A 24004-nucleotide genomic window follows, 5' to 3' on the forward strand; every position below is an offset into this window, starting at 1 on the left:
AATTTGCCGCATGAAAGTTTACGGAATTACCAACTGCAACACGGTTAAAAAAGCAATTGATTGGCTTAAGGCCAACAATGTAGCTTATGAATTTCACGATTTTAAAAAGCTGGGTATAAGTGCCGAGAAGTTGGCCGAGTGGGATGCAAAAGCCGGTTATGAAAAATTTTTGAATAAGCAGGGACTTACCTGGAAACAGCTTGACCCGGCTGTGAAAGAAAGCATCAAAACAAAAGATGATGCCCTTGCTTTGTTGCAGCAAAAAACCAGTATGATAAAAAGGCCGGTTATTGAGAAAGACGGTTTTCTATTCTTCGGTTTTGACGAAGCCGCTTATGCGAAAGAACTGCTGTAAATATTAAAGCGGCCTGGCTACAAGCCCGGCCGCTTCTTTGTTATTTGCAATCCTTATGGTTGCCTATCGTAACCAAATCATTACAACGCAATACTTCGCAATATTTCCTATACTTGCGTTTATATTATTAAACAATTATGAGATTTAAATGGATTGCCGGCATTACGCTGGCTGCTATGGCTGTTGGGGATTTTGCACAGGCGCAAAACTCGGCACCGGTATCAAAGTATGATTACCACGATGCTTTTGCACCAATGTTTTATACCAAAAACGGTTCGGAATTTCGTGCTGCCGATGGACAGCCCGGCCCTAAGTACTGGCAAAACCGTGCAGACTATCAATTATCTGCAAGGCTTAACGACAAAACAGACGAAGTTATAGGTTCTGAAGTTTTAACTTATACCAATAACAGCCCGCAAAAGCTTGACTTTTTGTGGATGCAGCTTGATCAAAATCTGTTTAAGCAAAACTCTCGCGGTACGGCTATTATACCTACAAGCGGCAGCCGTAACGGTAGCCGTGGCGACCTTAGCAAGTACGGCTACACTATAAAATCAGTTAAAGTTGGCAATACGGACGTTAAATTTTTAATTGATGACAGCCGCATGCAAATATTTTTGCCGCAAGGTGTAAATGCAAACGGTGGCCAGGTAAAGCTTAGTATCGAATACTCGTACATTGTTCCGCAATATGGTTCGGACCGTACCGGTATCCTGAATACCAAAAATGGTAAAATATATACCGTAGCGCAATGGTACCCGCGCATGTACGTGTATGATGACATATTGGGATGGAATGCACTGCCGTACACCGGCCCCGGAGAGTTTTACCTGGAGTACGGCGATTTTGATTTAAACATCACCGCACCGGCTAACCACATAGTAGTAGCATCGGGCGAGTTACAAAACCCGCAGGATGTTTATACGCCAGAGCAGGTTAAACGTTGGGAGCAGGCTGCCGGTAGCGAGCAAACGGTAATGATACGTAAGGCAGACGAGGTTACCAGCGCGGCATCACGCCCTGCAGGTAAAAAAGAGTTAACATGGCGCTTTAAAATTAAAAATGCACGTGATGCTTCATGGGCGTCATCAGCATCTTTTATTGTTGATGCTGCTAAGATGGAGTTGCCAAGCGGTAAAAAATCAATGGCAATATCTGCATACCCTGTAGAGAGCGATGGTAACAACGCCTGGGGCCGCTCAACCGAGTATGTTAAAAAATCTGTTGAGTACAACTCATCAAAATGGTTCGAGTACCCTTACCCTGCAGCAACAGCTGTTGCCGGTGTAGTAGGTGGTATGGAGTATCCTGGTATCGTTTTTTGCAGCGCAAAAGCAAAGAAAGGAGACCTTTGGGGCGTAAATGACCATGAGTTTGGCCACACCTGGTTCCCGATGATAGTAGGCTCAAACGAGCGCCTGTACGGCTGGATGGATGAAGGCTTCAACACCTTTATTAATACCCTTAGCACTGCCGATTTTAACAAAGGCGAATATGCGCCTAAAGGTAAGCAGGATGTACAGCGTGCTGCCCAATACATTACCAATCCAAATATGGAAACCGTAATGAGCGCGCCTGATAACTTAAAAGAGGCAAATACAGGTATCTTATTATACTTTAAACCGGGTATGGGTTTAACCATGCTGCGTGAGCAGATCCTGGGCCCTGAGCGTTTCGACTTTGCATTTAAAACATACATTAACCGCTGGGCATTTAAACACCCTACACCAGATGATTTTTTCCGCACGATGGAGAATGCAGCGGGCGAGAGCCTTAACTGGTTCTGGAGAGGCTGGTTCGTAAATAACTGGCGCCTGGATGTTGGTGTGCGCGACGTAAAATATGTTGGCGGCGATGCATCAAAAGGAGCTTTGATTACTTTGGATAACCTGGAAAAAATGGCTTTCCCGGTAACGCTTGAAGTGAAAATCAAAAGCGGCAAAGTTGAGCGTGTAAAAGTGCCGGTTGAGGTATGGGAGCGTAACAATAGCTTTGTTTACAAGTTTCCTTCAACAGAAGAAATTGACTCGGTAACTATTGACCCTGACAAACAATCGCCCGATTACAACCAGGAGAATAACGTCTGGAAAAAGTAATGATATTTAACCCGGCCCGCAGGCCGGGTTTTTTGTTGAATTAAATGTTTAAAATTGAAACCTAAAAGCCTGTTGGCAGGTTAAACCTTTAACAGTTATTTACAACCTATGTCAAGAATATATACGCTGATACTGGCCCTTTTATTTGTAAGCAGCCTGGCTGTTGCCCAGCAAACATTAAAAGGCACTGTTTATGAAAACGGCACCACAATACGCATCAATAATGTATTTGTGCGCGATGATAATAATAAGCAGGTAACCATTACCGATAAAAACGGGCAGTTCGAAATAAGAACAGCTACCGGCCATTTGCTGATATTCAACTCGCCGGGGTACGTGCCAGATACCGTTTACCTGATTGATATGAAACCTAAAAAGATAATGATGGTGGTTAAAACCATTAATCTTAACCAGGTTAATGTAACCGCCACGCGTACCGAGTTTAACCCACGGGTTGAGTATAAGCAGGTGTATGAAAAAAGCAAGGTTTACGTATTCTCGCCATCTACATGGTTTAGCAGAGATGCCAAAAACGCACGCCGCTTAAAAAAGTACTTTCAAAAAGATGCTGAAGAGCGCCACATCGATGCCGTGTTTACTCCGGTATATGTGGGAAGCATTGTGCCTTTGAAAGGGCAGGAGCTTTCCAACTTTATTTCGCTTTACAGGCCCACTTATAAGTTTATCCGCAGCAACAACAGCGAGTCAATGGTGGCCTATATAAACGATAGTTATAAAAAATACATGGCCCTGCCGCCAGATAAAAGGCAGCTGCCGGCCCTTGCACCTGCGCCCGATCTGCAATAAAAGTGATTTATAGTTATACTAACGGCTTAAATAAAATAAATTTAAGGCATTGTATTTCAGATTATAAAAACAATTACTACCTTTGGCGTCCCTGAAAGGAGGTATTTGGGATATGATCATTATCAACGTAAAAGACGGAGAATCATTAGATAAGGCATTAAAACGCTTTAAAAAGAAATTCGAAAAAACGGGCGTTTTAAGAGAGCTACGTAGTCGTCAGGCTTTTGAAAAAAAATCTGTTGCACGCAGGCACGAAATTAAACATGCCATCTACAAACAAGGTATGAACCAGGAAACTGTTTAATTCTCTTTTTTAGTAAAAAGAATTTTCACAAATTTCTTGTCACTATAAAAAAACTATTTGTACATTCAATTTATTGGGTGTTCAAATAGTTTTTATGTTTTTAGGCCGTTTTATACAGTATATCGAATTAGAGAAAAGGTACTCGCCCCATACTGTAACAGCTTACCGGGCCGATCTTGAACAGTTCATGGCCTACATAAACCCACCCGGCGAAGATCCATCCATAACGCATCCATCACAAGTAAGCCATCACCACATCCGTAACTGGATGGCCGAAATGCTTGATAACGGCCACCTGGCCCGCACGGTAAACCGCAAGCTTGCTACGCTACGCAAATATTTTAAATTTTTATTGCAGGATGGCCTGGTACAGGCCAACCCGGCACTACGCATAACATCTGCCAGGATCAGCAAACAGTTACCTGTGGTTGTAGATGATACCAAGCTGACTGCCATGCTTGATGGCCGCATGGACACAACCAACGACCCGATATTTGCCAATGATTTTGCGGGCATACGTGATAAAACAGTGATAGAACTGTTATTTGGAACCGGCATGCGATTGGCCGAGCTGTTGAGCCTTAAAGACACGGATATTGATTTTTATGAAAATACGATAAAGGTGTTGGGTAAACGCAACAAACAGAGGATAATACCGCTTAATGCGGAGTTAATACAACAGTTGAAAACCTACTTAGAAGCCAAAAAAAATGAGATTTTTCGTAACAATTCGTTAACCTTGATCGTTACAAATAAAGGAAGCAGCGGATATCCTATGCTAATTTATAACACTGTGAAAAGCTATCTTACCAACATATCAACACATAGTAAAAAGAGCCCTCACGTTTTAAGGCACACATTTGCAACAAGCTTACTTAATAATGGCGCCGATTTAAATGCCATAAAAGAATTGCTTGGCCACGCTAATCTCAGTGCCACGCAAGTTTATACACACAATTCTGTTGAGAGATTAAAGTCTATTTACAAACAAGCCCATCCAAAGGCATAAAAAGGAGGAAAAATGAAAATTACCGTGCAATCGATCCACTTCACTGCAGACCAGAAATTGCTGGACTTTATTCAAAAGAAAGTTGATAAGCTTGATACCTTTCATGACCATATCATAGGCGGCGAAGTGTACCTTAAATTGGAGAATGTAGAAGACGAAGCAAATAAAATATCAGAGATAAAATTAAATCTTCCGGGTACGCAAATGTTCGCAAAAGAAAAATGTAAGACATTTGAAGAAGCTACCGACCTAGTAGTAGAGAGCCTGCGCAAGCAAATAGAGAAACAAAAAACAAAAAAATCCATAGCTGCCGCCGAGGCCAAAAAGGCCACACTTGTTGCGGAAGACGAAGATTTTTAAGCACATACAAAATGGCTGTAAGGCCAAGGGATCGACAGGCAAAAAGCCTGTCGATTTTTTTTGTAAAAAAATTTTGCACGGGGGTAAATTTTTGTAGATTTGCAATCCCTTTCCGAGAGGGCTGAAAGCCACCCCGGAGATAAAAAAAGGGAAGGTTCTTTTAAATAAAAAAATAGTGTATATTTGCACCCGCTTAAAAAAGGTAGAAATACTTAAATAGCAGGCAAAATATAAGCCTCCTTAGCTCAGCTGGTAGAGCAACTGACTTGTAATCAGTAGGTCATTGGTTCGATCCCGATAGGAGGCTCTGTTTTTTTCGGAGATGTGGTATTTAGCTTCCACTTAAATACGGCAGATCCGAAATCAACAAATGGGGGGATACCAGAGCGGTCAAATGGGACGGACTGTAAATCCGTTGCTTCGGCTACGAAGGTTCGAATCCTTCTCCCCCCACATTTTTCAGTAGGCAGTTGCCGGTTTGCAGTAAGCAGTTTATCTGCCAACTGTTAACAGGGAACTGCTAACTGATTTAAAAGCGGAAGTAGCTCAGTTGGTAGAGCGATAGCCTTCCAAGCTATAGGTCGCGAGTTCGAACCTCGTCTTCCGCTCGGTTGGTTCAAAGGTTGCCAGGTCCATTAGTTCATTTGTGCCGGGAAATACCTGCCGGTGAACTATAAAGCGAGTGAATCAATGAACTAAACATAAGCCGACGTAGCTCAGGGGTAGAGCACTTCCTTGGTAAGGAAGAGGTCATGGGTTCAAATCCCATTGTTGGCTCAAGCACTGTAAAAGGTGTGATACTTAAAAATTAAATTAACCTACAAACAAAAATAGATCATGGCAAAAGAAAAATTTGACCGCAGTAAGCCGCACTTAAACATCGGTACAATCGGTCACGTTGACCACGGTAAAACAACCCTTACCGCAGCTATCACTAAAGTATTAGCTGACGCAGGTTTATCAGAAGCTCGTTCATTTGATTCAATTGACTCTGCTCCTGAAGAAAAAGAACGTGGTATTACTATTAATACTGCTCACGTTGAGTACTCAACTGCAAACCGTCACTATGCACACGTTGACTGCCCGGGCCACGCTGACTATGTAAAAAACATGGTTACTGGTGCTGCTCAGATGGATGGTGCTATCATCGTGGTTGCTGCTACTGATGGTCCAATGCCTCAAACTCGCGAGCACATCCTTTTGGCTCGTCAGGTAGGTGTACCTGCTCTTGTAGTGTTCATGAACAAAGTTGACATGGTTGACGACCCAGAGTTGTTAGAGCTTGTTGAAATGGAAGTTCGTGAGTTATTATCATTCTACGAATTCCCTGGTGATGATATCCCTGTAATTCAAGGTTCTGCTCTTGGTGGCTTGAACGGCGATGCTACTTGGGTTGCTAAAATCATGGAATTGATGGATGCTGTAGATAGCTACATCCCAATCCCTCCACGTTTGACAGATCTTCCATTCTTGATGCCAGTTGAGGACGTATTCTCAATCACTGGTCGTGGTACAGTAGCAACTGGCCGTATCGAGCGTGGTGTAATTAACTCAGGTGAGCAAGTTGACATCTTGGGTATGGGTGCTGAGAACTTAAAATCAACCGTTACTGGTGTTGAGATGTTCCGCAAAATCCTTGACCGTGGTGAAGCTGGTGACAACGTAGGTTTATTGTTACGTGGTATTGAGAAAACTGATATCCGTCGTGGTATGGTTATCTGTAAACCAGGTTCAGTAACTCCTCACACCGATTTCAAAGCTGAGGTTTACGTATTATCAAAAGCAGAAGGTGGCCGTCACACTCCATTCTTCAACAAATACCGTCCGCAATTCTATTTCCGTACCACTGACGTTACAGGTGAAATTTCACTTGAGCCAGGTGTAGAAATGGTTATGCCAGGTGATAACGTTACAATCACTGTAAAATTGATCAACGCTATCGCGATGGAAAAAGGTCTACGTTTCGCTATCCGTGAAGGTGGTAGAACTGTAGGTGCCGGTCAGGTAACTGAAATATTAAACTAACCGCCTCTTTATCCCGTAAGGGAAAGAAAGGATAGGTTAATTTACAGTCAAAGTACTTAGGTTGAAAAACCTAAGTACTTTGTTACTAATTATCAAAGCTTAGTTTGTTACATAACAAAGCAATTAACTACACGGGAATAGTTCAACGGTAGAATAGAGGTCTCCAAAACCTTTGATCAGGGTTCGAATCCTTGTTCCCGTGCATAAGTAGATATAAAATGGCAGGTGTAGCTGAATATTTTAAGGAATCATACATTGAGTTGACCCAGAAGGTAACCTGGCCAACCTGGAAAGAGCTGCAAAACAGCGCTGTATTGGTATTGGTATCTGCAATAATCATTGCATTATTAATATTCGGTATGGACCAGATCATTGGTTACCTGCTTAATCAGTTTTATACTTCACTGGCCTAATTATATAATATAGATGAGTGATCAATTAAAATGGTACGTAGTACGTGCAATTAGTGGTAAAGAAAAAAAGGTAAAGCAATACATTGATGCGGAGATAAGCCGTTTGGGTATAACCCACCTGGTACCGCAGGTATTAATACCTACTGAAAAATACTACCAGATGCGCGACGGAAAAAAGATTGCGAAAGAACGCAATTACTTTCCGGGTTATGTATTAATGGAAGCGGCACTTGACGGCGAGTTAGAACACGTTATAAAAAACATCAACAGCGTAATTGGTTTCCTTGGTGATAAAGCAGGTAATGCTATACCATTACGCCAGGCCGAAGTTAACCGTATTTTAGGTAAGGTTGATGAAATGACCACCCAGGGCGAAACCATGAACGTACCTTACTATGTAGGTGAAAACGTTAAAGTAATGGACGGCCCTTTCAATGGCTTCAGCGGTGTTATCGAAGAAGTTAACGAAGAGAAGAAAAAACTGAAAGTAATGGTAAAGATATTCGGGCGCCGTACGCCGCTTGAATTGAATTACATGCAGGTAGAGAAAGAGTAGTTTTGTGAATGGTTATTAGTTGATTAGCGAATAGTTGACCGTAGCCTGACTCAAACTTATACAATATTAAAAATACAGAGCGTTTGATAACAGCAGTAGTTTAACCACTTACTGGTAATCCAGTCAATCACTCACCAAATCTTAAATGTTACTTAGCTTCCACTTACTAACATTGAGTTATAAAAAAGTAAATTAAAATGGCAAAAGAAGTCGGTGCGTTAGTAAAACTACAAGTGAAAGGCGGCGCTGCAAATCCATCTCCACCAATTGGCCCTGCATTGGGTGCAAAAGGTGTTAACATCATGGAGTTTTGCAAGCAGTTCAATGCACGTACCCAGGACAAACCTGGAAAAGTGTTACCTGTAGTTATTACTGTATACGTAGACAAGTCATTCGATTTTATCATCAAAACCCCGCCGGTTGCAATCCAGTTGTTGGAAGTAACAGGTTTAAAAAGCGGGTCGGCAGAGCCCAACCGTAAAAAAGTTGCCAGTGTAAACTGGGAGCAGGTTGAAACTATTGCCAAAGATAAAATGACTGATTTGAATGCTTTTACAGTAGAATCAGCCATGAAAATGGTGGCAGGTACTGCCCGTAGTATGGGTATAACCGTATCAGGTACGGCACCCTGGAATAATTAATTTATACAAATCAGTTTAAGACAGTGGCAAGATTAACAAAAAATCAAAAAGCGGCACTCTCCAAAATTGAGGCGAACAAAGCTTACACATTACAAGATGCATCATCATTGGTTAAGGAATTAACCAATACAAAATTTGATTCATCAGTAGATATCGATGTACGTTTAGGTGTTGACCCACGTAAAGCCAATCAAATGGTACGTGGTATTGCAACCTTACCTCATGGAACCGGTAAAACTGTGCGCGTTTTAGTGCTTTGTACTCCTGATAAGGAACAAGAAGCAAAAGACGCAGGTGCAGATTACGTAGGTTTGGATGATTATATCGCCAAAATTGAAGGCGGATGGACTGATGTTGATATTATCATCACTATGCCAAGTGTTATGGCTAAAGTAGGACGTTTGGGCCGTATATTAGGTCCGCGTAACCTTATGCCTAACCCTAAATCAGGTACAGTAACAACAGAAGTTGGTAAAGCTGTAAATGAGGTTAAAGGTGGTAAGATCGATTTCAAGGTTGACAAAACCGGTATCATCCATACCTCAATAGGAAAAGCATCTTTCTCTGCCGAGAAAATTTACGAGAATGCATTAGAAGTATTGCAGGTTATCTCTAAATTAAAACCTTCGGCAGCAAAAGGCACATATTTCAAGAGCATTCACATCTCTTCAACAATGTCGCCAGGTATTACAATTGAAACTAAATCAGTAGCGGGGATCTAATCATGAACAAAGAAGAAAAATACGACCTTGTTGTAGCCCTTACTGAGCAGATCAAAGAGTACGGTAACTTCTATATTACCGACACTGCTGATCTTACGGTTGCAAAAGTAAATACTATCCGTCGTCAGTGTTTTGAAAACGACATCACAATGCAGGTTGCAAAAAATAGCTTGATTAAAAAAGCTATGGAAGCTGCAGGTGGCGATTTTCAGCCAATCTTTGACGTGCTTAAAGGTTCATCATCAATCCTTTTCTCTAAATCAGCAACTGCTCCGGCAAAGTTGATTAAACAATTAAGGAAAAAAGGCGATAAACCTGTTTTAAAAGCAGCTTACATCGATTCGGCTATTTTCATTGGCGATAACCAGTTGGATACCTTAACCAAGCTTAAATCTAAGGAACAACTTATCGGCGAGATCGTTGGCTTACTACAATCTCCTGCAAAAAATGTGGTTTCTGCCCTACAATCTGGCGGCAGCATCATAGCAGGCGTTGTAAAAACATTACAAGAAAGAGGTTAATCCACGCACCTTTAAGCGCGGACATTAAAAAACAAAAAGTATTAAAGTTTAAAATTTAAATAAAATGGCAGATTTAAAAGCCTTTGCTGAACAGTTAGTTAACTTAACAGTAAAAGAAGTAAACGAGTTAGCTCAAATCTTGAAAGACGAGTATGGCATTGAGCCAGCTGCTGCAGCTGTTGCTGTTGCTGCTCCTGCTGGTGACGGCGGTGATGCTGCTCCTGCTGCTGCTGAGCAAACTGCATTTGACGTAATCCTGAAAGAAGCTGGTGGTCAAAAATTAGCAGTTGTTAAATTAGTAAAAGACTTAACTGGTCTGGGCTTGAAAGAAGCTAAAGATTTAGTTGACGGCGCTCCAAAAGAGCTTAAAGCTGGTGTAACTAAAGAAGAAGCTGAGTCTCTGAAAAAACAATTAGAGGAAGCCGGAGCAGTAGTTGAGGTTAAGTAATTTAACCCCGCTTACCAAATAGCATCAGACTCCGACCATTTTTGGTCGGGGTCTATTGCTGTTTATATACTTTAGATTTGAGATGTAAGATATGAGATATGAGATCTTGCCTCTTTTATGAAGATTTCAAAGTCTGTCTCAAATCTCACGTCTAAGATCTCATATCTAAAAATACAGGTTTAATAAACTAAAATTATAATACCTTGGCAAACAATAATAACCAAAGAGTAAACTTTGCAACCAGCAGAAAGGTACTTGATTACCCGGATTTCCTGGACGTACAGTTACAATCTTTCCAGGAATTTTTTCAATTGGAAACTACTTCAGACAACCGCTATAAAGAAGGTTTGTTCAAGGTGTTTGCAGAAAACTTTCCTATCTCTGATTCAAGGAACATCTTTGTTTTAGAGTTTCTTGATTACTTTATTGATCCGCCACGTTATGATATACGCGAGTGTATCGAGCGCGGGTTAACCTACAGTGTGCCTTTAAAAGCAAAACTTCGCTTAAGCTGTAACGATGCCGAGCACGAAGATTTTGAAACAATTGTACAGGACGTTTATTTGGGTACCATCCCTTACATGACGCCGAAGGGTACATTTGTTATTAATGGCGCCGAGCGTGTAATTGTATCACAGTTGCACCGTTCGCCAGGTGTGTTCTTTGGCCAAAGCCGCCACACAAACGGTACTAAATTGTACTCGGCCCGTGTAATACCTTTTAAAGGTTCATGGATTGAGTTTGCTACTGACGTTAATAACGTGATGTATGCATACATCGACCGTAAAAAGAAATTCCCGGTTACCACCTTGTTACGTGCAATTGGTTATGACTCTGATAAAGACATTTTGGAGTTATTTGAACTTGCCGATGAGGTTAAAGTAAGCAAATCTGGCCTTAAGAAATTTATTGGCCGTAAGCTTGCTGCAAGGGTGCTTAAGAAATGGGTTGAAGACTTCGTGGACGAAGATACCGGTGAAGTGGTGTCTATCGATCGTAACGAGATCATCCTTGAGCGCGAAACCGTATTGGAAGATGACCATATTGATATGATCATCGATGCCGGTGTTAAAACTATCATCCTTAACAAGGAGGATGCTGCCACCAGCGGAGATTATACTATTATATACAATACCTTACAAAAAGATACTTCGAACTCGGAGAAAGAAGCGGTTGAGCATATCTACCGTCAATTGCGTAACGCCGAACCACCTGATGAGGAAACTGCTCGTGGTATCATCGATCGTTTATTCTTCTCTGATAAAAGATATGACCTGGGCGATGTGGGCCGTTACCGCATCAACCGTAAACTGAAACTTAATACTTCTGACGAAACAAAAGTATTAACCAAGCAGGATATCATCGCCATTGTTAAGTACTTGATCAAACTGATCAACTCTAAAGCTGAAGTGGATGATATCGATCACTTATCAAACCGTCGTGTACGTACAGTAGGCGAGCAGTTATATGCTCAGTTCGGCGTAGGTTTGGCGCGTATGGCACGTACCATCCGCGAGCGTATGAACATTCGCGACAACGAGGTGTTCACACCAACCGACCTGATCAACGCACGTACGTTATCATCGGTTATCAACTCGTTCTTCGGTACCAACCAGCTATCACAGTTCATGGACCAAACCAACCCACTGGCAGAGATTACGCACAAGCGTCGTCTGTCAGCCCTTGGGCCAGGCGGTTTATCACGTGAGCGTGCAGGTTTCGAGGTTCGTGACGTTCACTATACCCACTACGGTAGGTTGTGTACTATCGAAACTCCTGAGGGCCCGAACATTGGTTTGATTTCGTCACTTTGCGTACACGCTAAAATCAACAACTTAGGCTTCATCGAAACGCCGTACAAACGCGTAGTTGAAGGTGTGGTACAGGTTGAAGAGCCTGTTATCTACTTATCTGCAGAAGATGAGGATGGTAAAACAATTGGCCAGGCAAACGCATACTATGATGATAAAGGTGTATTTGCCAACCCACGTGTTAAAGCACGTTTTGAAGGTGACTTCCCGATCATCGAGCCGGAAAGATTGGATTTGATGGACATTGCTCCAAACCAGATCACCTCTATCGCAGCATCATTGATTCCGTTCTTGGAGCACGATGATGCTAACCGTGCATTGATGGGATCCAACATGCAGCGCCAGGCTGTGCCGCTTTTACGCCCTGAGGCGCCAATTGTAGGTACAGGTTTGGAAGGCCGCGTAGCAAAAGATTCTCGTACCCTTATCAACGCCGAAGGCAATGGTGTGGTTGAGTATGTTGATGCTAACGAGATCAAAATTAAATATGATCGTAACGAACTTGACCGTTTGGTTTCTTTCGAAGGCGATACCAAGAGCTACATCTTAACCAAGTTCAAGAAAACCAACCAAAGCACTACCATCAACTTAAAGCCTATTGTTAAAAAAGGCCAGCGCGTTGAAAAAGGACAGGTGCTTTGCGAAGGCTACGCTACTCAAGATGGCGAGCTTGCATTGGGCCGTAACCTTAAAGTGGCATTCATGCCTTGGCAAGGTTACAACTTCGAGGATGCGATTGTAATATCTGAGCGTGTTGTATCGCAGGATATCTTTACATCGTTACACGTTGAAGAGTTTGAACTTGAAGTGCGCGACACAAAACGCGGTGAGGAGGAATTGACACCGGATATCCCTAACGTATCTGAAGAAGCTACTAAAGACCTTGACGAAGACGGTATCATCCGTGTAGGTGCCGAGGTTAAAGAAGGCGATATCCTGATTGGTAAGATTACACCTAAAGGTGAGTCTGACCCTTCTCCGGAAGAAAAATTGTTACGCGCCATCTTTGGTGACAAAGCAGGTGATGTTAAAGATGCATCGTTAAAAACTCCGCCTTCAATTGCTGGTGTTGTTATCGATACAAAACTATTCTCACGTGCCAAAAAAACAACCAAAGCAGAAGAGAAAGCACAGATAGAAAAATTAGATGCAAAGCATGATAAAGCTGTTAAAGAGCTTAAAAATACTTTGATCGAAAAACTGTTTGAAATTGTTAACGGCAAAACATCTCAAGGTGTTTACAACGTTTACAAAGAGCTTTACGTAGCTAAAGGCGTTAAGTTTACACAGAAGATACTTGCTGAGTTGAACTATGAAAATATCAACCCAACCAAGTGGACTACTGATGACGACAAAAACGACCAGATAAAACTGTTGCTTCATAACTATAACATTAAAGTTAATGAAGAACTGGGTGCTTACCGTCGTGATAAATTTGCGATCAGCGTGGGCGACGAGCTTCCATCAGGCATTGTGCAGATGGCTAAAGTTTACATCGCTAAAAAGCGTAAGCTTAAAGTGGGTGATAAAATGGCGGGCCGCCACGGTAACAAAGGTATTGTTGCACGTATTGTACGTGACGAAGACATGCCTTTCCTTGAAGACGGTACCCCGGTTGATATTGTGTTGAACCCACTGGGTGTACCTTCACGTATGAACCTTGGCCAGATTTACGAAACAGTATTAGGCTGGGCTGGTAAAGAGCTTGGTGTAAAATTCGCTACCCCAATATTTGATGGTGCAAGCCATACAGAAGTTGAGGAGTGGATTGCTAAAGCAGGCTTACCAGAATCGGGCCGTACTTACCTGTACAACGGTTTAACAGGTGATCGTTTCGATCAGCAAACTACCGTAGGTATCATCTACATGCTTAAACTTGGCCACATGGTTGATGATAAGATGCACGCCCGTTCAATCGGTCCGTACTCACTTATTACACAACAGCCATTGGGTGGTAAAGCACAGTTTGGTGGTCAGCGTTTTGGTGAGATGGAGGTTTGGGCACTTGAGGCATTCGGTGCAGCAAACATCTTGCAGGAGATACTTACCGTTAAATCGGATGATGTTATCGGCCGTGCCAAAACTTATGAGGCAATTGTTAAAGGCGAAAACCTGCCTACACCATCGGTTCCTGAATCATTCAACGTATTGGTTCATGAATTAAGAGGTTTAGGTTTGGATATCACTTTAGAATAAGTATAAAGTTTATAGTTGAAGGCCGGCCAAGAGCTGCCTTCAACTTTTTAACCTTTAACTTTTAACTTTAAAACAAAGTAGACTATGTCTTACAAAAAGGATAATAAAATCAAAAGTAACTTTACCACCATTACCATCAGTTTGGCCTCTCCGGAGTCTATACTGGAGCGTTCAAGTGGCGAGGTTTTGAAGCCGGAAACCATTAACTATCGTACTTACAAACCCGAGCGTGATGGTTTGTTTTGCGAGCGTATTTTCGGTCCGGTAAAAGATTACGAATGCCATTGCGGTAAATACAAACGTATCCGTTACAAGGGTATAGTTTGTGACCGTTGCGGTGTTGAAGTAACCGAGAAAAAAGTACGTCGTGAGCGTATGGGGCACATCAACCTTGTGGTACCTGTTGCACACATCTGGTACTTCCGCTCGTTACCAAACAAAATTGGTTACCTTTTAGGTTTACCAACCAAAAGGCTCGACCTTATTATTTACTACGAACGTTATGTAGTTATACAACCTGGTGTTAAAGAAGCTGACGGAATTTCAAAAATGGATTTCCTGACAGAAGAAGAATACCTGGATATCCTGGATACTTTACCAAAAGAGAACCAATATCTTGATGATAAGGATCCGCAGAAATTTGTTGCTAAAATGGGTGCCGAGGCACTTGAAGAGTTGTTGAAACGTATCGATTTAGATCAGCTTTCATACAACCTTCGCCACCAGGCAGCTAACGAAACTTCACAACAACGTAAAAACGAGGCTTTAAAACGCCTGCAGGTTGTTGAGGCTTTCCGTGGTGCTAAAACCCGTATCGAGAATAACCCTGAGTGGATGATTGTTAAGATCGTTCCGGTTATCCCGCCTGAGTTGCGCCCGTTGGTACCACTTGAGGGTGGCCGTTTTGCAACTTCAGATTTAAATGACCTTTACCGCCGTGTAATTATCCGCAACAATCGTTTAAAACGTTTGATCGAGATTAAAGCACCGGAAGTAATTTTACGTAACGAGAAACGTATGTTACAGGAAGCTGTAGACTCGTTATTTGATAACTCACGTAAAGTTAACGCAGTAAAAACTGAAGGTAACCGTGCCCTTAAATCACTTTCAGACATCCTGAAAGGTAAACAAGGCCGTTTCCGTCAAAACTTATTGGGTAAACGTGTGGATTACTCGGCACGTTCGGTAATTGTTGTGGGCCCTAACTTGAAACTGCACGAGTGCGGTTTACCAAAAGATATGGCTGCCGAGCTGTTTAAACCATTTATCATACGCAAAATGATTGAGCGTGGTGTGGTTAAAACAGTAAAATCTGCTAAAAAGATTGTTGACCGTAAAGACCCATTAGTTTGGGATATTTTAGAAAACGTATTGAAAGGCCACCCGGTGTTATTAAACCGTGCGCCTACGCTACACAGGTTGGGTATCCAATCCTTCCAACCAAAATTGGTTGAGGGTAAAGCTATCCAGTTACACCCGTTAACCTGTACAGCATTCAACGCGGATTTTGACGGTGACCAGATGGCTGTGCACGTACCACTTGGTAACGCAGCAATTTTGGAAGCCCAGGTATTGATGCTTGCATCGCATAACATCCTTAACCCTGCAAACGGTACGCCTATTACAGTACCATCTCAGGACATGGTGCTTGGTTTGTATTACATAACCAAAGGCCGTAAAACTGACGATACCCGCGTTGTTAAAGGGCAAGGCTTAACTTTCTACTCTGCCGAAGAGGTAATCATCGCTTACAACGAGAAGAAAATTGACCTGCACGCCTTTATTAAAGTTAAAGGCCGTATCAAAGAACGTGATGGCGAGATTGTAACCAAATTAATTGAAACTACTGTTGGCCGCGTGTTATTTAACCAGCACGTGCCCGAAGAGGTAGGTTACATAAACGAACTTTTAACCAAAAAGTCGCTACGTGATATTATCGGCGAGGTTGTAAAAAACACCGGTATGGCGCGCGCTGCCCAGTTCCTTGATGATATTAAGGAATTAGGTTTCCAGATGGCATTCCGCGGTGGTTTGTCGTTCAACCTGAAAGATGTGAACATTCCTGAGCAAAAAGTTCAGTTGATTGATCAGGCTTCTAAAGAGGTTGAAGAGGTAATGAATAACTACAACATGGGTTTCATTACCAACAACGAGCGTTATAACCAGATCATCGATATCTGGACACGTATCAACAACCGCTTAACCGCGAACGTAATGGACATCCTGAGCAACGATAACCAGGGCTTCAACTCTGTTTACATGATGCTTGACTCGGGTGCACGTGGTTCAAAAGAGCAGATCCGTCAGCTTGCAGGTATGCGTGGTTTGATGGCTAAGCCTCAAAAATCAGGTTCAGGTGGCGAGATCATTGAAAACCCGATTTTATCAAACTTTAAAGAAGGCCTTTCGGTATTAGAGTACTTTATCTCTACTCACGGTGCCCGTAAAGGTTTGGCGGATACGGCGTTGAAAACGGCGGATGCGGGTTACTTAACCCGTCGTTTACATGACGTAGCACAGGATATGATTGTTGGCGAGGTTGATTGCGGTACCCTGCGTGGTATTTATACAACTGCCTTGAAAGACAATGAAGATATTGTTGAGCCTTTATACGACCGTATATTGGGCCGTACAACCCTGCATGATGTTCACGATCCGTTAACTAATGAGCTGATTGTTCCTGCCGGTCATGATATTACTGAGGAGATTGCTAAACGTATCGAGAATTCACCTTTAGAAGGTATTGAAATACGTTCGGTATTAACTTGCGAAAGCAAGCGTGGTGTATGTTCGTTATGCTATGGCCGTAACCTTGCAAGCGGTAAACGCGTGCAAATGGGCGAGGCTGTTGGTGTAATTGCAGCACAATCAATCGGTGAGCCGGGTACACAGTTAACACTTCGTACATTCCACGTGGGGGGTACTGCATCTAACATTGCGGCCGAGTCGCAAATTACTGCAAAATACGATGGTGTAATTGAGTTTGAGAACGTACGTACCGTGCCTTTCGAAACTGCTGAAGATGGCAATGTTGATGTGGTATTGGGCCGTTCGGGCGAGTTCCGCATCATTGAGCCGGGCACTAATAAAGTTATTGTTACCAACAACATTCCTTACGGTTCATACCTGTACATTAAGGATGGTGCAACCATAACAAAAGGTGACCGTATTTGCTCTTGGGATCCGTATAACGCGGTAATCATATCTGAGTTTGCAGGTATTGCCCAGTTCGAAGCGGTATTGGAAGGTATTACTTTCCGCGAAGAAAGCGACGAGCAAACTGGTCACCGCGAAAAAGTTATCATTGATACAAGGGATAAAACCAAAAACCCTTCTATCCAGATCGTTGATAACAAAGGTAACATGGTTAAAGGCTATAACATCCCGGTAGGTGCGCACATTGCAGTTGATGAAGGCGACAAACTACAAACCGGACAGGTTATTGCTAAAATTCCACGTTCAACCGGTAAAACGCGAGATATTACGGGTGGTTTACCACGTGTAACGGAATTATTTGAAGCACGTAACCCATCTAACCCGGCTGTAGTAACCGAAATTGATGGTGTGGTAACACTTGGTGGTGTAAAACGTGGTAACCGCGAAATTACAATCGAATCGCGCGATGGCCAAGTTAAAAAATACCTTGTACCGCTTTCAAAACACATCCTTGTACAGGATAACGACTTTATAAAAGCCGGTATGCCTTTATCAGATGGTTCAATCTCTCCTGCAGATATCCTTGCAATTAAAGGCCCTGCTGCAGTGCAGGAGTACCTTGTTAATGGTATCCAGGAAGTTTACCGTTTACAGGGTGTGAAGATCAATGACAAGCACTTCGAGGTTATTGTACACCAGATGATGCAGAAAGTAACTATTGAGGACGCCGGTGATACCCGTTTCCTTGAAAGAGAAGCTGTTGATGGTTGGGACTTTATGACAGAGAACGACGAAATCTACGACAAGAAAGTTGTTGTTGAACCAGGCGATTCTACTTCATTGAAAGCAGGCCAGATCATCTCCTTACGTAAACTACGTGATGAAAACTCTATGCTAAAACGCAGAGATCTGAAATTGGTAGAGGTGAGGGATGCTATCCCGGCAACTTCAAGCCCAATGTTGCAAGGTATTACCCGTGCATCGTTAGGTACCAAATCGTTCATCTCGGCAGCATCGTTCCAGGAAACTACCAAAGTACTGAACGAAGCAGCTATAGCAGGTAAAAACGATAAGATGCTTGGCTTGAAAGAAAACGTTATTGTTGGTCACTTGATTCCATCAGGAACCGGTTTACGCGAGTACGAAAATATCCGCGTAGGTTCTCAGGAAGAGTTTGATCGCTTAATGGCTTCTAAATCAGAAGAAGTTGAAGCATAAGCTTATTTTTTGAAATACTTTAACAAAGCCTTCTGTGAAAACGGAAGGCTTTGTTATTTTTACGCTATGGAAGAACAAAACGAAAATCAGCTTAACATTGAGCTAACCGAAGATGTTGCCGAAGGTGTATACGCAAACCTTGCAGTTATAACACATTCAAGCTCGGAGTTTGTGCTCGATTTTATCCGCGTTATGCCTGGCATTCCAAAAGCAAAAGTAAAATCTCGCGTCGTGCTGACACCCGAGCATGCAAAAAGGCTGTTGATGGCTCTTCAGGATAATATTGAAAAGTTTGAAGACGCCAATGGGAGTGTTAAGTTGCAAAACAGCGGCCCCGGATTCCCTATGAATTTCGGCGGAGCAATGGGACAGGCGTAGCGGTTGTTTGGTAATTTTGAACGTAAGATTTATTATCATTTAGCTAAAACATTCACCTTGCCTGTTTGTATATATGGCTATATTCGCTACATACATACTCCCACACTTTAAATGAATAAAACAATCATTTTCGGCGCATCAGGCCAGCTTGGCCAATGCTTTAGAAAGATCGCCGCTGACCAAAATATCGATTCTCTTATATTTCCTGACGAAACCGAAGCCAACATTCTTGATGGTGATGCGCTGGAGAAGTTATTCGAAAAGCATAGCCCCAATTATGCTGTGAACTGTGCGGCCTATACCGCAGTTGATAAAGCAGAAGACGATGCAGATACTGCACTAAAAATTAATAAAACCGGCGTTGAAAATATCGCTCGCCTGGCGGCAAAATATAGTACGACACTGGTACAGGTGTCTACAGACTTTGTATTTAAAGGCGATGTATCAAGCCCGCTTACGGAGAATGATAAAACTGAACCTATAAGTGTTTATGGGCAAACCAAGCTTGACGGCGAGTTGGTTATTCCAAATTTAACCGATAAGTACTTTGTTGTACGTACGGCATGGCTGTACTCGGAGTTTGGAAACAACTTTGTTAAAACAATGCTAAAGTTTGGAGCCGAACGTGATGAATTGAAAATAATTGCCGACCAGGTTGGAACCCCTACATACGCTATGGATTTGGCAGATGCCATATTAACTATTATTGAAAGTGGCAGTGCAGAGTATGGTATATATCATTACAGTAATGAAGGTGTTGCCTCCTGGTATGATTTTACAAAGGCAATTTTTGATATAGCCGGATTACAAACCAGGGTGCTGCCTATACCAACCAGTGATTATGTTACGCGCGCAGTGCGCCCTCCGTATTCGGTAATGAGCAAATTAAAAATCAAAAAAACGTTTGGTATCAACATACCATATTGGAGAGAAAGCCTGGCGCTTTGCATCAGCAAATTAAAACAATAAAGCAGCATTTAAAAAAAATGAAAGGAATAATATTAGCAGGAGGTTCGGGCACAAGGCTTTACCCTATTACCAAAGCCATCAGCAAACAATTGATGCCCATTTACGACAAGCCGATGATTTATTATCCGCTATCAGTATTGATGCTGGCAGGTATTAACGAAATATTGATCATAACTACTGCAGAAGACAATCCGGGATTTAAGCGCCTTTTAGGTGATGGTACCGAGTTGGGCTGTAAATTTGAATATGCCATTCAGGAAAAGCCAAACGGCCTTGCGCAAGCCTTTGTGATTGGCGAAAAATTTATCGGCGATGATAAAGTGGCGCTGGTTTTAGGAGATAACATATTTTATGGATCGGGCTTTAGTAAACTCATACAAAGCTTTAACGATGTTGATGGCGCTGCTATTTTTGCCTACCCGGTGGCCGACCCTGAACGTTATGGCGTGGTTGAATTCGACAGCGCTTTTAAAGCCCTGTCAATTGAAGAAAAGCCAACCAAACCAAAATCAAAATTTGCTGTACCGGGACTATATTTTTACGATAACTCGGTTGTAGAAATAGCGAAGAATATCCCAATGTCGCCACGTGGTGAGTATGAAATAACCGACGTGAACAAGGTTTATCTCGAAAAAGGTAACCTTAACGTAGGTGTGATGGATAGGGGCACAGCATGGCTTGACACAGGTACATTTGACTCATTAAGCGATGCTACAGAATTTGTACGTGTGATTGAAAAACGCCAGTCTCGCAAGATTGGATGTATAGAAGAAGTGGCCTACTTAATGGGCTTTATAGATGCCGAGCAATTAAAGGTGTTGGTAGCTAAATATTTAAAAAGCGGATACGGTTTGTATCTGCAATCGTTACTCGACGAGTAAAAGTCCTAAAGCCCTTGCTACACTTGTAGTAAGGGCTTTATTTATTTTTGCCGTTCCTGCTCTGTAATGGCAATCATAGCTTCAACCATATCCGGTTTCGAGGCGTCCATCCAAATCATGTTTCCTTCCCGCCTAAACCAGGTAAGTTGCCGCTTAGCAAAACGCCTTGTGTTTTGTTTAATAGCAGCTATAGCCGTTGGCAGATCGGTATTCCCATCCAGGTAATTGAATATCTCGCTGTACCCAACCGTAGCGAGTGCATTTAAATGGCGATAGGGTAGGAGTGACTTTACTTCGTCAACTAAGCCTTGCTCAATCATTAGATCCACCCTTTGGTTAATCCGGTTATAAAGCGTTTCCCTGTCCCAGTCAAGCGCAAATTTGATTGTCTGGAAAGGCCTTTTAACGGCAGATGCTGTACGATACGAAGAAAATGGTTTGCCTGTGCTTAAAAACACTTCTAACGCCCTTGTAACGCGCTGGGGGTTGTGTATATCAACTTCATCATAGTACGTCGGGTCGACGTTTTTTAGCTGCTCCTGTAAAGCTGCTAGCCCATTCTCCGAAAGTTCCTTGTTTAGCTTTTCTCTGATAGCCGGATCTGCGGATGGCAATTCGTCAAAACCATCTGTAATTGCTTTAATATATAAACCAGAACCGCCCGCCAAAATAACTGTGTTATGCACTTTAAAGAGATCGTTAATCAACTGCATGCCCTGGCGTTCAAAGTCGCCAACTGAGAAAGGCTCTATTATAGCATGTGAATTAATAAAGTAGTGAGGGGCAGCAGCAAGTTCTTCATCTGTTGGTTTGGCTGTGCCGATGGACATCTCTCGGAAGAACTGCCTGGAATCGGCAGATATGATTGCAGTATTAAAGTGCCTTGCCAATGCTATAGCGGCAGCTGTTTTACCCGATGCCGTTGGGCCGGCAATTACAATAAGGGTCGGGGTATTTTGTGAGGCCATATTTAGTCCATGGTCCATAGTGGATGGTCCATGGACTAAAAGGGAAATTTTAGTAATTAATAATCATCATTACGGCTTCCGCGGCGTTCGTTTTCCTCGAAGCCTTCGTCGTCGCCAAAGCCAAATTCATCTTCGTCGTTTTCTTCATCCTCGCCGCCTTGTTTTTCTTCTGTATCGTCAACGCCTTCGGTAACTTCAGAAAACTCTTCTGCATCCTCAGGATTGTATTGCATCTCGTTCAAAAAGTCAAAGTCTTCATCTGCAGATGATAAAACTGTTGGATTAAATACATTGCCAAATTGCTTCGGCGCCTCGCCAACCGAACGCACAACAGCGGGATAAGTTACTGCGGGGTTTTCGTCCAAGATGATCTTCATCAATTCTACATGGAAATCAAATGGCCTGTCGAAATTAAATGTATAGTAAAACTTTTGGTGCGGATCGTCAATATAGCTGCTCAGCTTAATCTTATCCATCAAAGGGATATTACGATCCTTACGTTTTTGATTGGGCATATAGGTTATCTCTTCACCTTTCATCCACTGATCGTTACTGATGTAGAATGATGAAGGGTACTCGAAGTTGTAACCGGTAGATTGGTGGATCGCCTTGTGCAGATCTTCAAACGTCTGGTTTGATTTTACGTCGATATCCCGGGATACATCATCATAATCTTCAAAAGTAACCCTGAACCTGTATAGTGCCATTGTTTAGTAGTTTTTTACAAAAATATAAGTTAATTTTTAATTTGTGTTTGCAACAACTTTCAAGCCAATTTGTGTGCCTACGGCAATTGTATAGTTAATTGCTGCCTGCCGCTCGTTCGGAATTTCGCCTTCAAGTATCGCTTCGCGTATTTTGTTCTTTATTATGCCCACTTCCCGGCCTTCTTTAATGCCGAAAAGCTGCATGATGTCTAATCCGGTAACAGGGGGTTGCCAGTTGCGTATCTGATCGCGTTCTTCAACGTCTTTAAGTTTTTGTTGTACCAGCTCAAAGTTTTGACGGTACTTTTTAACTTTGTATTCGTTTTTAGTAGTAACGTCTGCTTTACAGAGCATCATCAGGCCTTCAATATCATCGCCTGCCTCGAAAAGTAAACGCCTCACGGCCGAGTCGGTCACGATAGACTGCGATAATACTATGGGCCTTAAATGCAGCTGCACCAGCTTTTGCACCAATTTCATTTTCTCGTTTAGGGGAAGTTTTAACTGTGCAAAGATCTTGGGTACCATGCGGGCGCCCTTATCCTCGTGTCCATGAAATGTCCAGCCATGGCCGGGCTCAAAACGTTTGGTGGGCGGCTTGGCTATATCATGCAATATAGCAGCCCAGCGCAACCAAAGGTCGTCTGTGTTTTCACAGATGTTATCAAGCACCTGCAGCGTATGGTAAAAGTTATCCTTATGCCCTTTCCCGTTTACAATCTCAACTCCATATAATGCCGCCATTTGCGGAAAAATGATGTGGAGTAAACCCGTATCAAAAAGGTAGTTGAAACCGATTGACGGTTTAGCCGATAAGATGATCTTGTTTAATTCATCGGTAATGCGTTCCTGCGACACGATTTTGATGCGTTGCAGGTTGCTTTTTATTGCCGCAATGGCTTCGTCATCTATCCGGAAGTTTAGCTGCGATGCAAACCTTATCGCGCGCATCATGCGCAAAGGGTCGTCGCTAAAGGTTTCAACCGGGTTTAGCGGTGTTTTAATCAGTTTATTTTCAAGATCGGCAATACCATTGAACGGGTTAACTAATTCGCCGTGGTTGGCGGCATGTAAGGTAATGGCTAATGCATTTATGGTAAAGTCGCGGCGCTTTTGGTCGTCTTCCAGCGTGCCGTTTTCAACTATGGGTTTGCGCGAATCGCTTCGGTAGCTTTCCTTACGGGCGCCCACAAATTCCACTTCAACATCCTGGTAGCGCAGCATAGCGGTGCCAAAATTTTTGTAAACCGCAACTTTAACACCAAGGTGCGCGCCTACGGCTTCGGCAAACTCAATACCGTTACCTAAAACAACAATATCAATATCCTTTGAAGGTCTGTTTAAGAAAATGTCGCGCACATAGCCGCCAATAGCATAAGCCTGTACGTTTTGCGATGCGGCAATTTTTGAGATAACAGAAAAGACCGGATGTTGCAGGTGTTGTTTCATAGGTAAAGGCTGCA

General features: G+C 42.6%; 21 protein-coding genes and 5 tRNA genes. 23 read left to right on the forward strand and 3 right to left on the reverse strand.

Translation table 11 applies throughout. The features are described 5' to 3' along the window. Positions 1 to 10: 10 nt before the first annotated feature. The 23 genes from FPZ43_RS09630 to rfbA all read left to right on the forward strand — a co-directional run bounded on the left by FPZ43_RS09630 (position 11) and on the right by rfbA (position 20866). Positions 11 to 355: a Spx/MgsR family RNA polymerase-binding regulatory protein gene (locus FPZ43_RS09630; RefSeq protein ID WP_146381710.1), complete on the forward strand. Its 345-nt coding sequence runs from the start codon at positions 11 to 13 to the stop codon at positions 353 to 355. A 137-nt stretch (positions 356 to 492) separates the two neighbouring features. Continuing rightward, the gene (locus tag FPZ43_RS09635; RefSeq protein ID WP_146381711.1) at positions 493 to 2451 is read left to right on the forward strand and encodes a M1 family metallopeptidase; all 1959 of its coding nucleotides are present in this window, start codon (positions 493 to 495) and stop codon (positions 2449 to 2451) included. Between the two features lie 108 nt (positions 2452 to 2559). After that, on the forward strand, positions 2560 to 3258 hold the full coding sequence (locus FPZ43_RS09640) for a hypothetical protein (protein WP_146381712.1): 699 nt from the start codon (positions 2560 to 2562) through the stop codon (positions 3256 to 3258). Positions 3259 to 3370: 112 nt separating this feature from the next. Beyond that, on the forward strand, positions 3371 to 3562 hold the full coding sequence (rpsU, locus tag FPZ43_RS09645; protein WP_146381713.1) for a 30S ribosomal protein S21: 192 nt from the start codon (positions 3371 to 3373) through the stop codon (positions 3560 to 3562). 94 nt (positions 3563 to 3656) lie between these two features. Continuing rightward, entirely contained in the window at positions 3657 to 4571 is a 915-nt protein-coding gene (locus FPZ43_RS09650) for a tyrosine-type recombinase/integrase (RefSeq protein WP_146381714.1), read from the forward strand. Between the two features lie 12 nt (positions 4572 to 4583). Next, entirely contained in the window at positions 4584 to 4931 is a 348-nt protein-coding gene (hpf, locus tag FPZ43_RS09655) for a ribosome hibernation-promoting factor, HPF/YfiA family (RefSeq protein ID WP_146381715.1), read from the forward strand. A gap of 234 nt (positions 4932 to 5165) precedes the next feature. Continuing rightward, positions 5166 to 5238: transfer RNA gene (locus FPZ43_RS09660), tRNA-Thr, on the forward strand. A gap of 65 nt (positions 5239 to 5303) precedes the next feature. Further along, a tRNA-Tyr gene (locus tag FPZ43_RS09665) sits at positions 5304 to 5384 on the forward strand. Positions 5385 to 5466: 82 nt separating this feature from the next. Further along, positions 5467 to 5539: transfer RNA gene (locus FPZ43_RS09670), tRNA-Gly, on the forward strand. Between the two features lie 97 nt (positions 5540 to 5636). After that, a tRNA-Thr gene (locus tag FPZ43_RS09675) sits at positions 5637 to 5708 on the forward strand. A 60-nt stretch (positions 5709 to 5768) separates the two neighbouring features. Beyond that, on the forward strand, positions 5769 to 6956 hold the full coding sequence (gene tuf / locus FPZ43_RS09680) for an elongation factor Tu (protein ID WP_146381716.1): 1188 nt from the start codon (positions 5769 to 5771) through the stop codon (positions 6954 to 6956). A 131-nt stretch (positions 6957 to 7087) separates the two neighbouring features. Next, positions 7088 to 7158: transfer RNA gene (locus FPZ43_RS09685), tRNA-Trp, on the forward strand. Positions 7159 to 7174: 16 nt separating this feature from the next. Continuing rightward, complete coding sequence (gene secE / locus FPZ43_RS09690; RefSeq protein ID WP_146381717.1) at positions 7175 to 7369, forward strand: preprotein translocase subunit SecE; 195 nt, start codon at positions 7175 to 7177, stop codon at positions 7367 to 7369. 13 nt (positions 7370 to 7382) lie between these two features. After that, positions 7383 to 7925: a transcription termination/antitermination protein NusG gene (gene nusG / locus FPZ43_RS09695; RefSeq protein WP_146381718.1), complete on the forward strand. Its 543-nt coding sequence runs from the start codon at positions 7383 to 7385 to the stop codon at positions 7923 to 7925. A gap of 197 nt (positions 7926 to 8122) precedes the next feature. After that, positions 8123 to 8566 carry a 50S ribosomal protein L11 gene (rplK, locus tag FPZ43_RS09700; protein ID WP_146381719.1) on the forward strand — a complete coding sequence of 148 codons (444 nt, stop codon included), beginning with the start codon at positions 8123 to 8125 and terminating at the stop codon, positions 8564 to 8566. Between the two features lie 23 nt (positions 8567 to 8589). Next, the gene (gene rplA, locus FPZ43_RS09705; protein ID WP_146381720.1) at positions 8590 to 9288 is read left to right on the forward strand and encodes a 50S ribosomal protein L1; all 699 of its coding nucleotides are present in this window, start codon (positions 8590 to 8592) and stop codon (positions 9286 to 9288) included. Positions 9289 to 9290: 2 nt separating this feature from the next. Beyond that, positions 9291 to 9809, forward strand: coding sequence for a 50S ribosomal protein L10 (gene rplJ / locus FPZ43_RS09710; RefSeq protein WP_146381721.1), 519 nt, complete (start codon positions 9291 to 9293; stop codon positions 9807 to 9809). 64 nt (positions 9810 to 9873) lie between these two features. After that, positions 9874 to 10257 (forward strand): 50S ribosomal protein L7/L12, encoded by a 384-nt coding sequence (gene rplL / locus FPZ43_RS09715; protein ID WP_146381722.1) that lies wholly within the window; start codon positions 9874 to 9876, stop codon positions 10255 to 10257. A gap of 203 nt (positions 10258 to 10460) precedes the next feature. Next, positions 10461 to 14264, forward strand: coding sequence for a DNA-directed RNA polymerase subunit beta (rpoB, locus tag FPZ43_RS09720; protein ID WP_146381723.1), 3804 nt, complete (start codon positions 10461 to 10463; stop codon positions 14262 to 14264). An 84-nt stretch (positions 14265 to 14348) separates the two neighbouring features. Further along, positions 14349 to 18638: a DNA-directed RNA polymerase subunit beta' gene (rpoC, locus tag FPZ43_RS09725; protein ID WP_146381724.1), complete on the forward strand. Its 4290-nt coding sequence runs from the start codon at positions 14349 to 14351 to the stop codon at positions 18636 to 18638. A gap of 66 nt (positions 18639 to 18704) precedes the next feature. Further along, the gene (locus tag FPZ43_RS09730; RefSeq protein WP_146381725.1) at positions 18705 to 19016 is read left to right on the forward strand and encodes a DUF3467 domain-containing protein; all 312 of its coding nucleotides are present in this window, start codon (positions 18705 to 18707) and stop codon (positions 19014 to 19016) included. Positions 19017 to 19127: 111 nt separating this feature from the next. Continuing rightward, the gene (gene rfbD / locus FPZ43_RS09735) at positions 19128 to 19985 is read left to right on the forward strand and encodes a dTDP-4-dehydrorhamnose reductase (RefSeq protein WP_146381726.1); all 858 of its coding nucleotides are present in this window, start codon (positions 19128 to 19130) and stop codon (positions 19983 to 19985) included. 17 nt (positions 19986 to 20002) lie between these two features. After that, positions 20003 to 20866, forward strand: a complete 864-nt coding sequence (gene rfbA / locus FPZ43_RS09740; protein ID WP_146381727.1) for a glucose-1-phosphate thymidylyltransferase RfbA — start codon at positions 20003 to 20005, stop codon at positions 20864 to 20866. A gap of 41 nt (positions 20867 to 20907) precedes the next feature. On the opposite strand, the gene miaA is transcribed toward rfbA, so the two are convergent. Genes miaA through FPZ43_RS09755 form a run of 3 tightly spaced genes read right to left on the reverse strand, consistent with a single transcriptional unit; the run spans position 20908 to position 23990 of the window. Next, on the reverse strand, positions 20908 to 21852 hold the full coding sequence (miaA, locus tag FPZ43_RS09745) for a tRNA (adenosine(37)-N6)-dimethylallyltransferase MiaA (protein ID WP_261381042.1): 945 nt from the start codon (positions 21850 to 21852) through the stop codon (positions 20908 to 20910). A 38-nt stretch (positions 21853 to 21890) separates the two neighbouring features. Continuing rightward, positions 21891 to 22541, reverse strand: a complete 651-nt coding sequence (locus FPZ43_RS09750) for an IS1096 element passenger TnpR family protein (RefSeq protein ID WP_146381728.1) — start codon at positions 22539 to 22541, stop codon at positions 21891 to 21893. 36 nt (positions 22542 to 22577) lie between these two features. Next, positions 22578 to 23990, reverse strand: coding sequence for a CCA tRNA nucleotidyltransferase (locus FPZ43_RS09755; RefSeq protein ID WP_146381729.1), 1413 nt, complete (start codon positions 23988 to 23990; stop codon positions 22578 to 22580). Positions 23991 to 24004 lie beyond the last annotated feature (14 nt).

The organism is Mucilaginibacter pallidiroseus (genome assembly GCF_007846085.1).
Lineage (GTDB): Bacteria > Bacteroidota > Bacteroidia > Sphingobacteriales > Sphingobacteriaceae > Mucilaginibacter > Mucilaginibacter pallidiroseus.

Excerpts from the sequence above, each read along its gene's own strand:
- FPZ43_RS09630 (WP_146381710.1), top strand. The coding sequence starts at position 11 with ATGAAAGTTTACGGAATTACCAACTGCAACACGGTTAAAAAAGCAATT.
- nusG (WP_146381718.1), top strand. The coding sequence starts at position 7,383 with ATGAGTGATCAATTAAAATGGTACGTAGTACGTGCAATTAGTGGTAAA.
- rpsU (WP_146381713.1), top strand. The coding sequence starts at position 3,371 with ATGATCATTATCAACGTAAAAGACGGAGAATCATTAGATAAGGCATTA.
- FPZ43_RS09640 (WP_146381712.1), top strand. The coding sequence starts at position 2,560 with ATGTCAAGAATATATACGCTGATACTGGCCCTTTTATTTGTAAGCAGC.
- hpf (WP_146381715.1), top strand. The coding sequence starts at position 4,584 with ATGAAAATTACCGTGCAATCGATCCACTTCACTGCAGACCAGAAATTG.
- FPZ43_RS09755 (WP_146381729.1), bottom strand. The coding sequence starts at position 23,990 with ATGAAACAACACCTGCAACATCCGGTCTTTTCTGTTATCTCAAAAATT.
- FPZ43_RS09730 (WP_146381725.1), top strand. The coding sequence starts at position 18,705 with ATGGAAGAACAAAACGAAAATCAGCTTAACATTGAGCTAACCGAAGAT.
- FPZ43_RS09650 (WP_146381714.1), top strand. The coding sequence starts at position 3,657 with ATGTTTTTAGGCCGTTTTATACAGTATATCGAATTAGAGAAAAGGTAC.
- rplK (WP_146381719.1), top strand. The coding sequence starts at position 8,123 with ATGGCAAAAGAAGTCGGTGCGTTAGTAAAACTACAAGTGAAAGGCGGC.
- rpoC (WP_146381724.1), top strand. The coding sequence starts at position 14,349 with ATGTCTTACAAAAAGGATAATAAAATCAAAAGTAACTTTACCACCATT.
- miaA (WP_261381042.1), bottom strand. The coding sequence starts at position 21,852 with ATGGACCATGGACTAAATATGGCCTCACAAAATACCCCGACCCTTATT.
- rplL (WP_146381722.1), top strand. The coding sequence starts at position 9,874 with ATGGCAGATTTAAAAGCCTTTGCTGAACAGTTAGTTAACTTAACAGTA.
- rfbD (WP_146381726.1), top strand. The coding sequence starts at position 19,128 with ATGAATAAAACAATCATTTTCGGCGCATCAGGCCAGCTTGGCCAATGC.
- rplJ (WP_146381721.1), top strand. The coding sequence starts at position 9,291 with ATGAACAAAGAAGAAAAATACGACCTTGTTGTAGCCCTTACTGAGCAG.
- rfbA (WP_146381727.1), top strand. The coding sequence starts at position 20,003 with ATGAAAGGAATAATATTAGCAGGAGGTTCGGGCACAAGGCTTTACCCT.
- FPZ43_RS09635 (WP_146381711.1), top strand. The coding sequence starts at position 493 with ATGAGATTTAAATGGATTGCCGGCATTACGCTGGCTGCTATGGCTGTT.
- secE (WP_146381717.1), top strand. The coding sequence starts at position 7,175 with ATGGCAGGTGTAGCTGAATATTTTAAGGAATCATACATTGAGTTGACC.
- FPZ43_RS09750 (WP_146381728.1), bottom strand. The coding sequence starts at position 22,541 with ATGGCACTATACAGGTTCAGGGTTACTTTTGAAGATTATGATGATGTA.
- tuf (WP_146381716.1), top strand. The coding sequence starts at position 5,769 with ATGGCAAAAGAAAAATTTGACCGCAGTAAGCCGCACTTAAACATCGGT.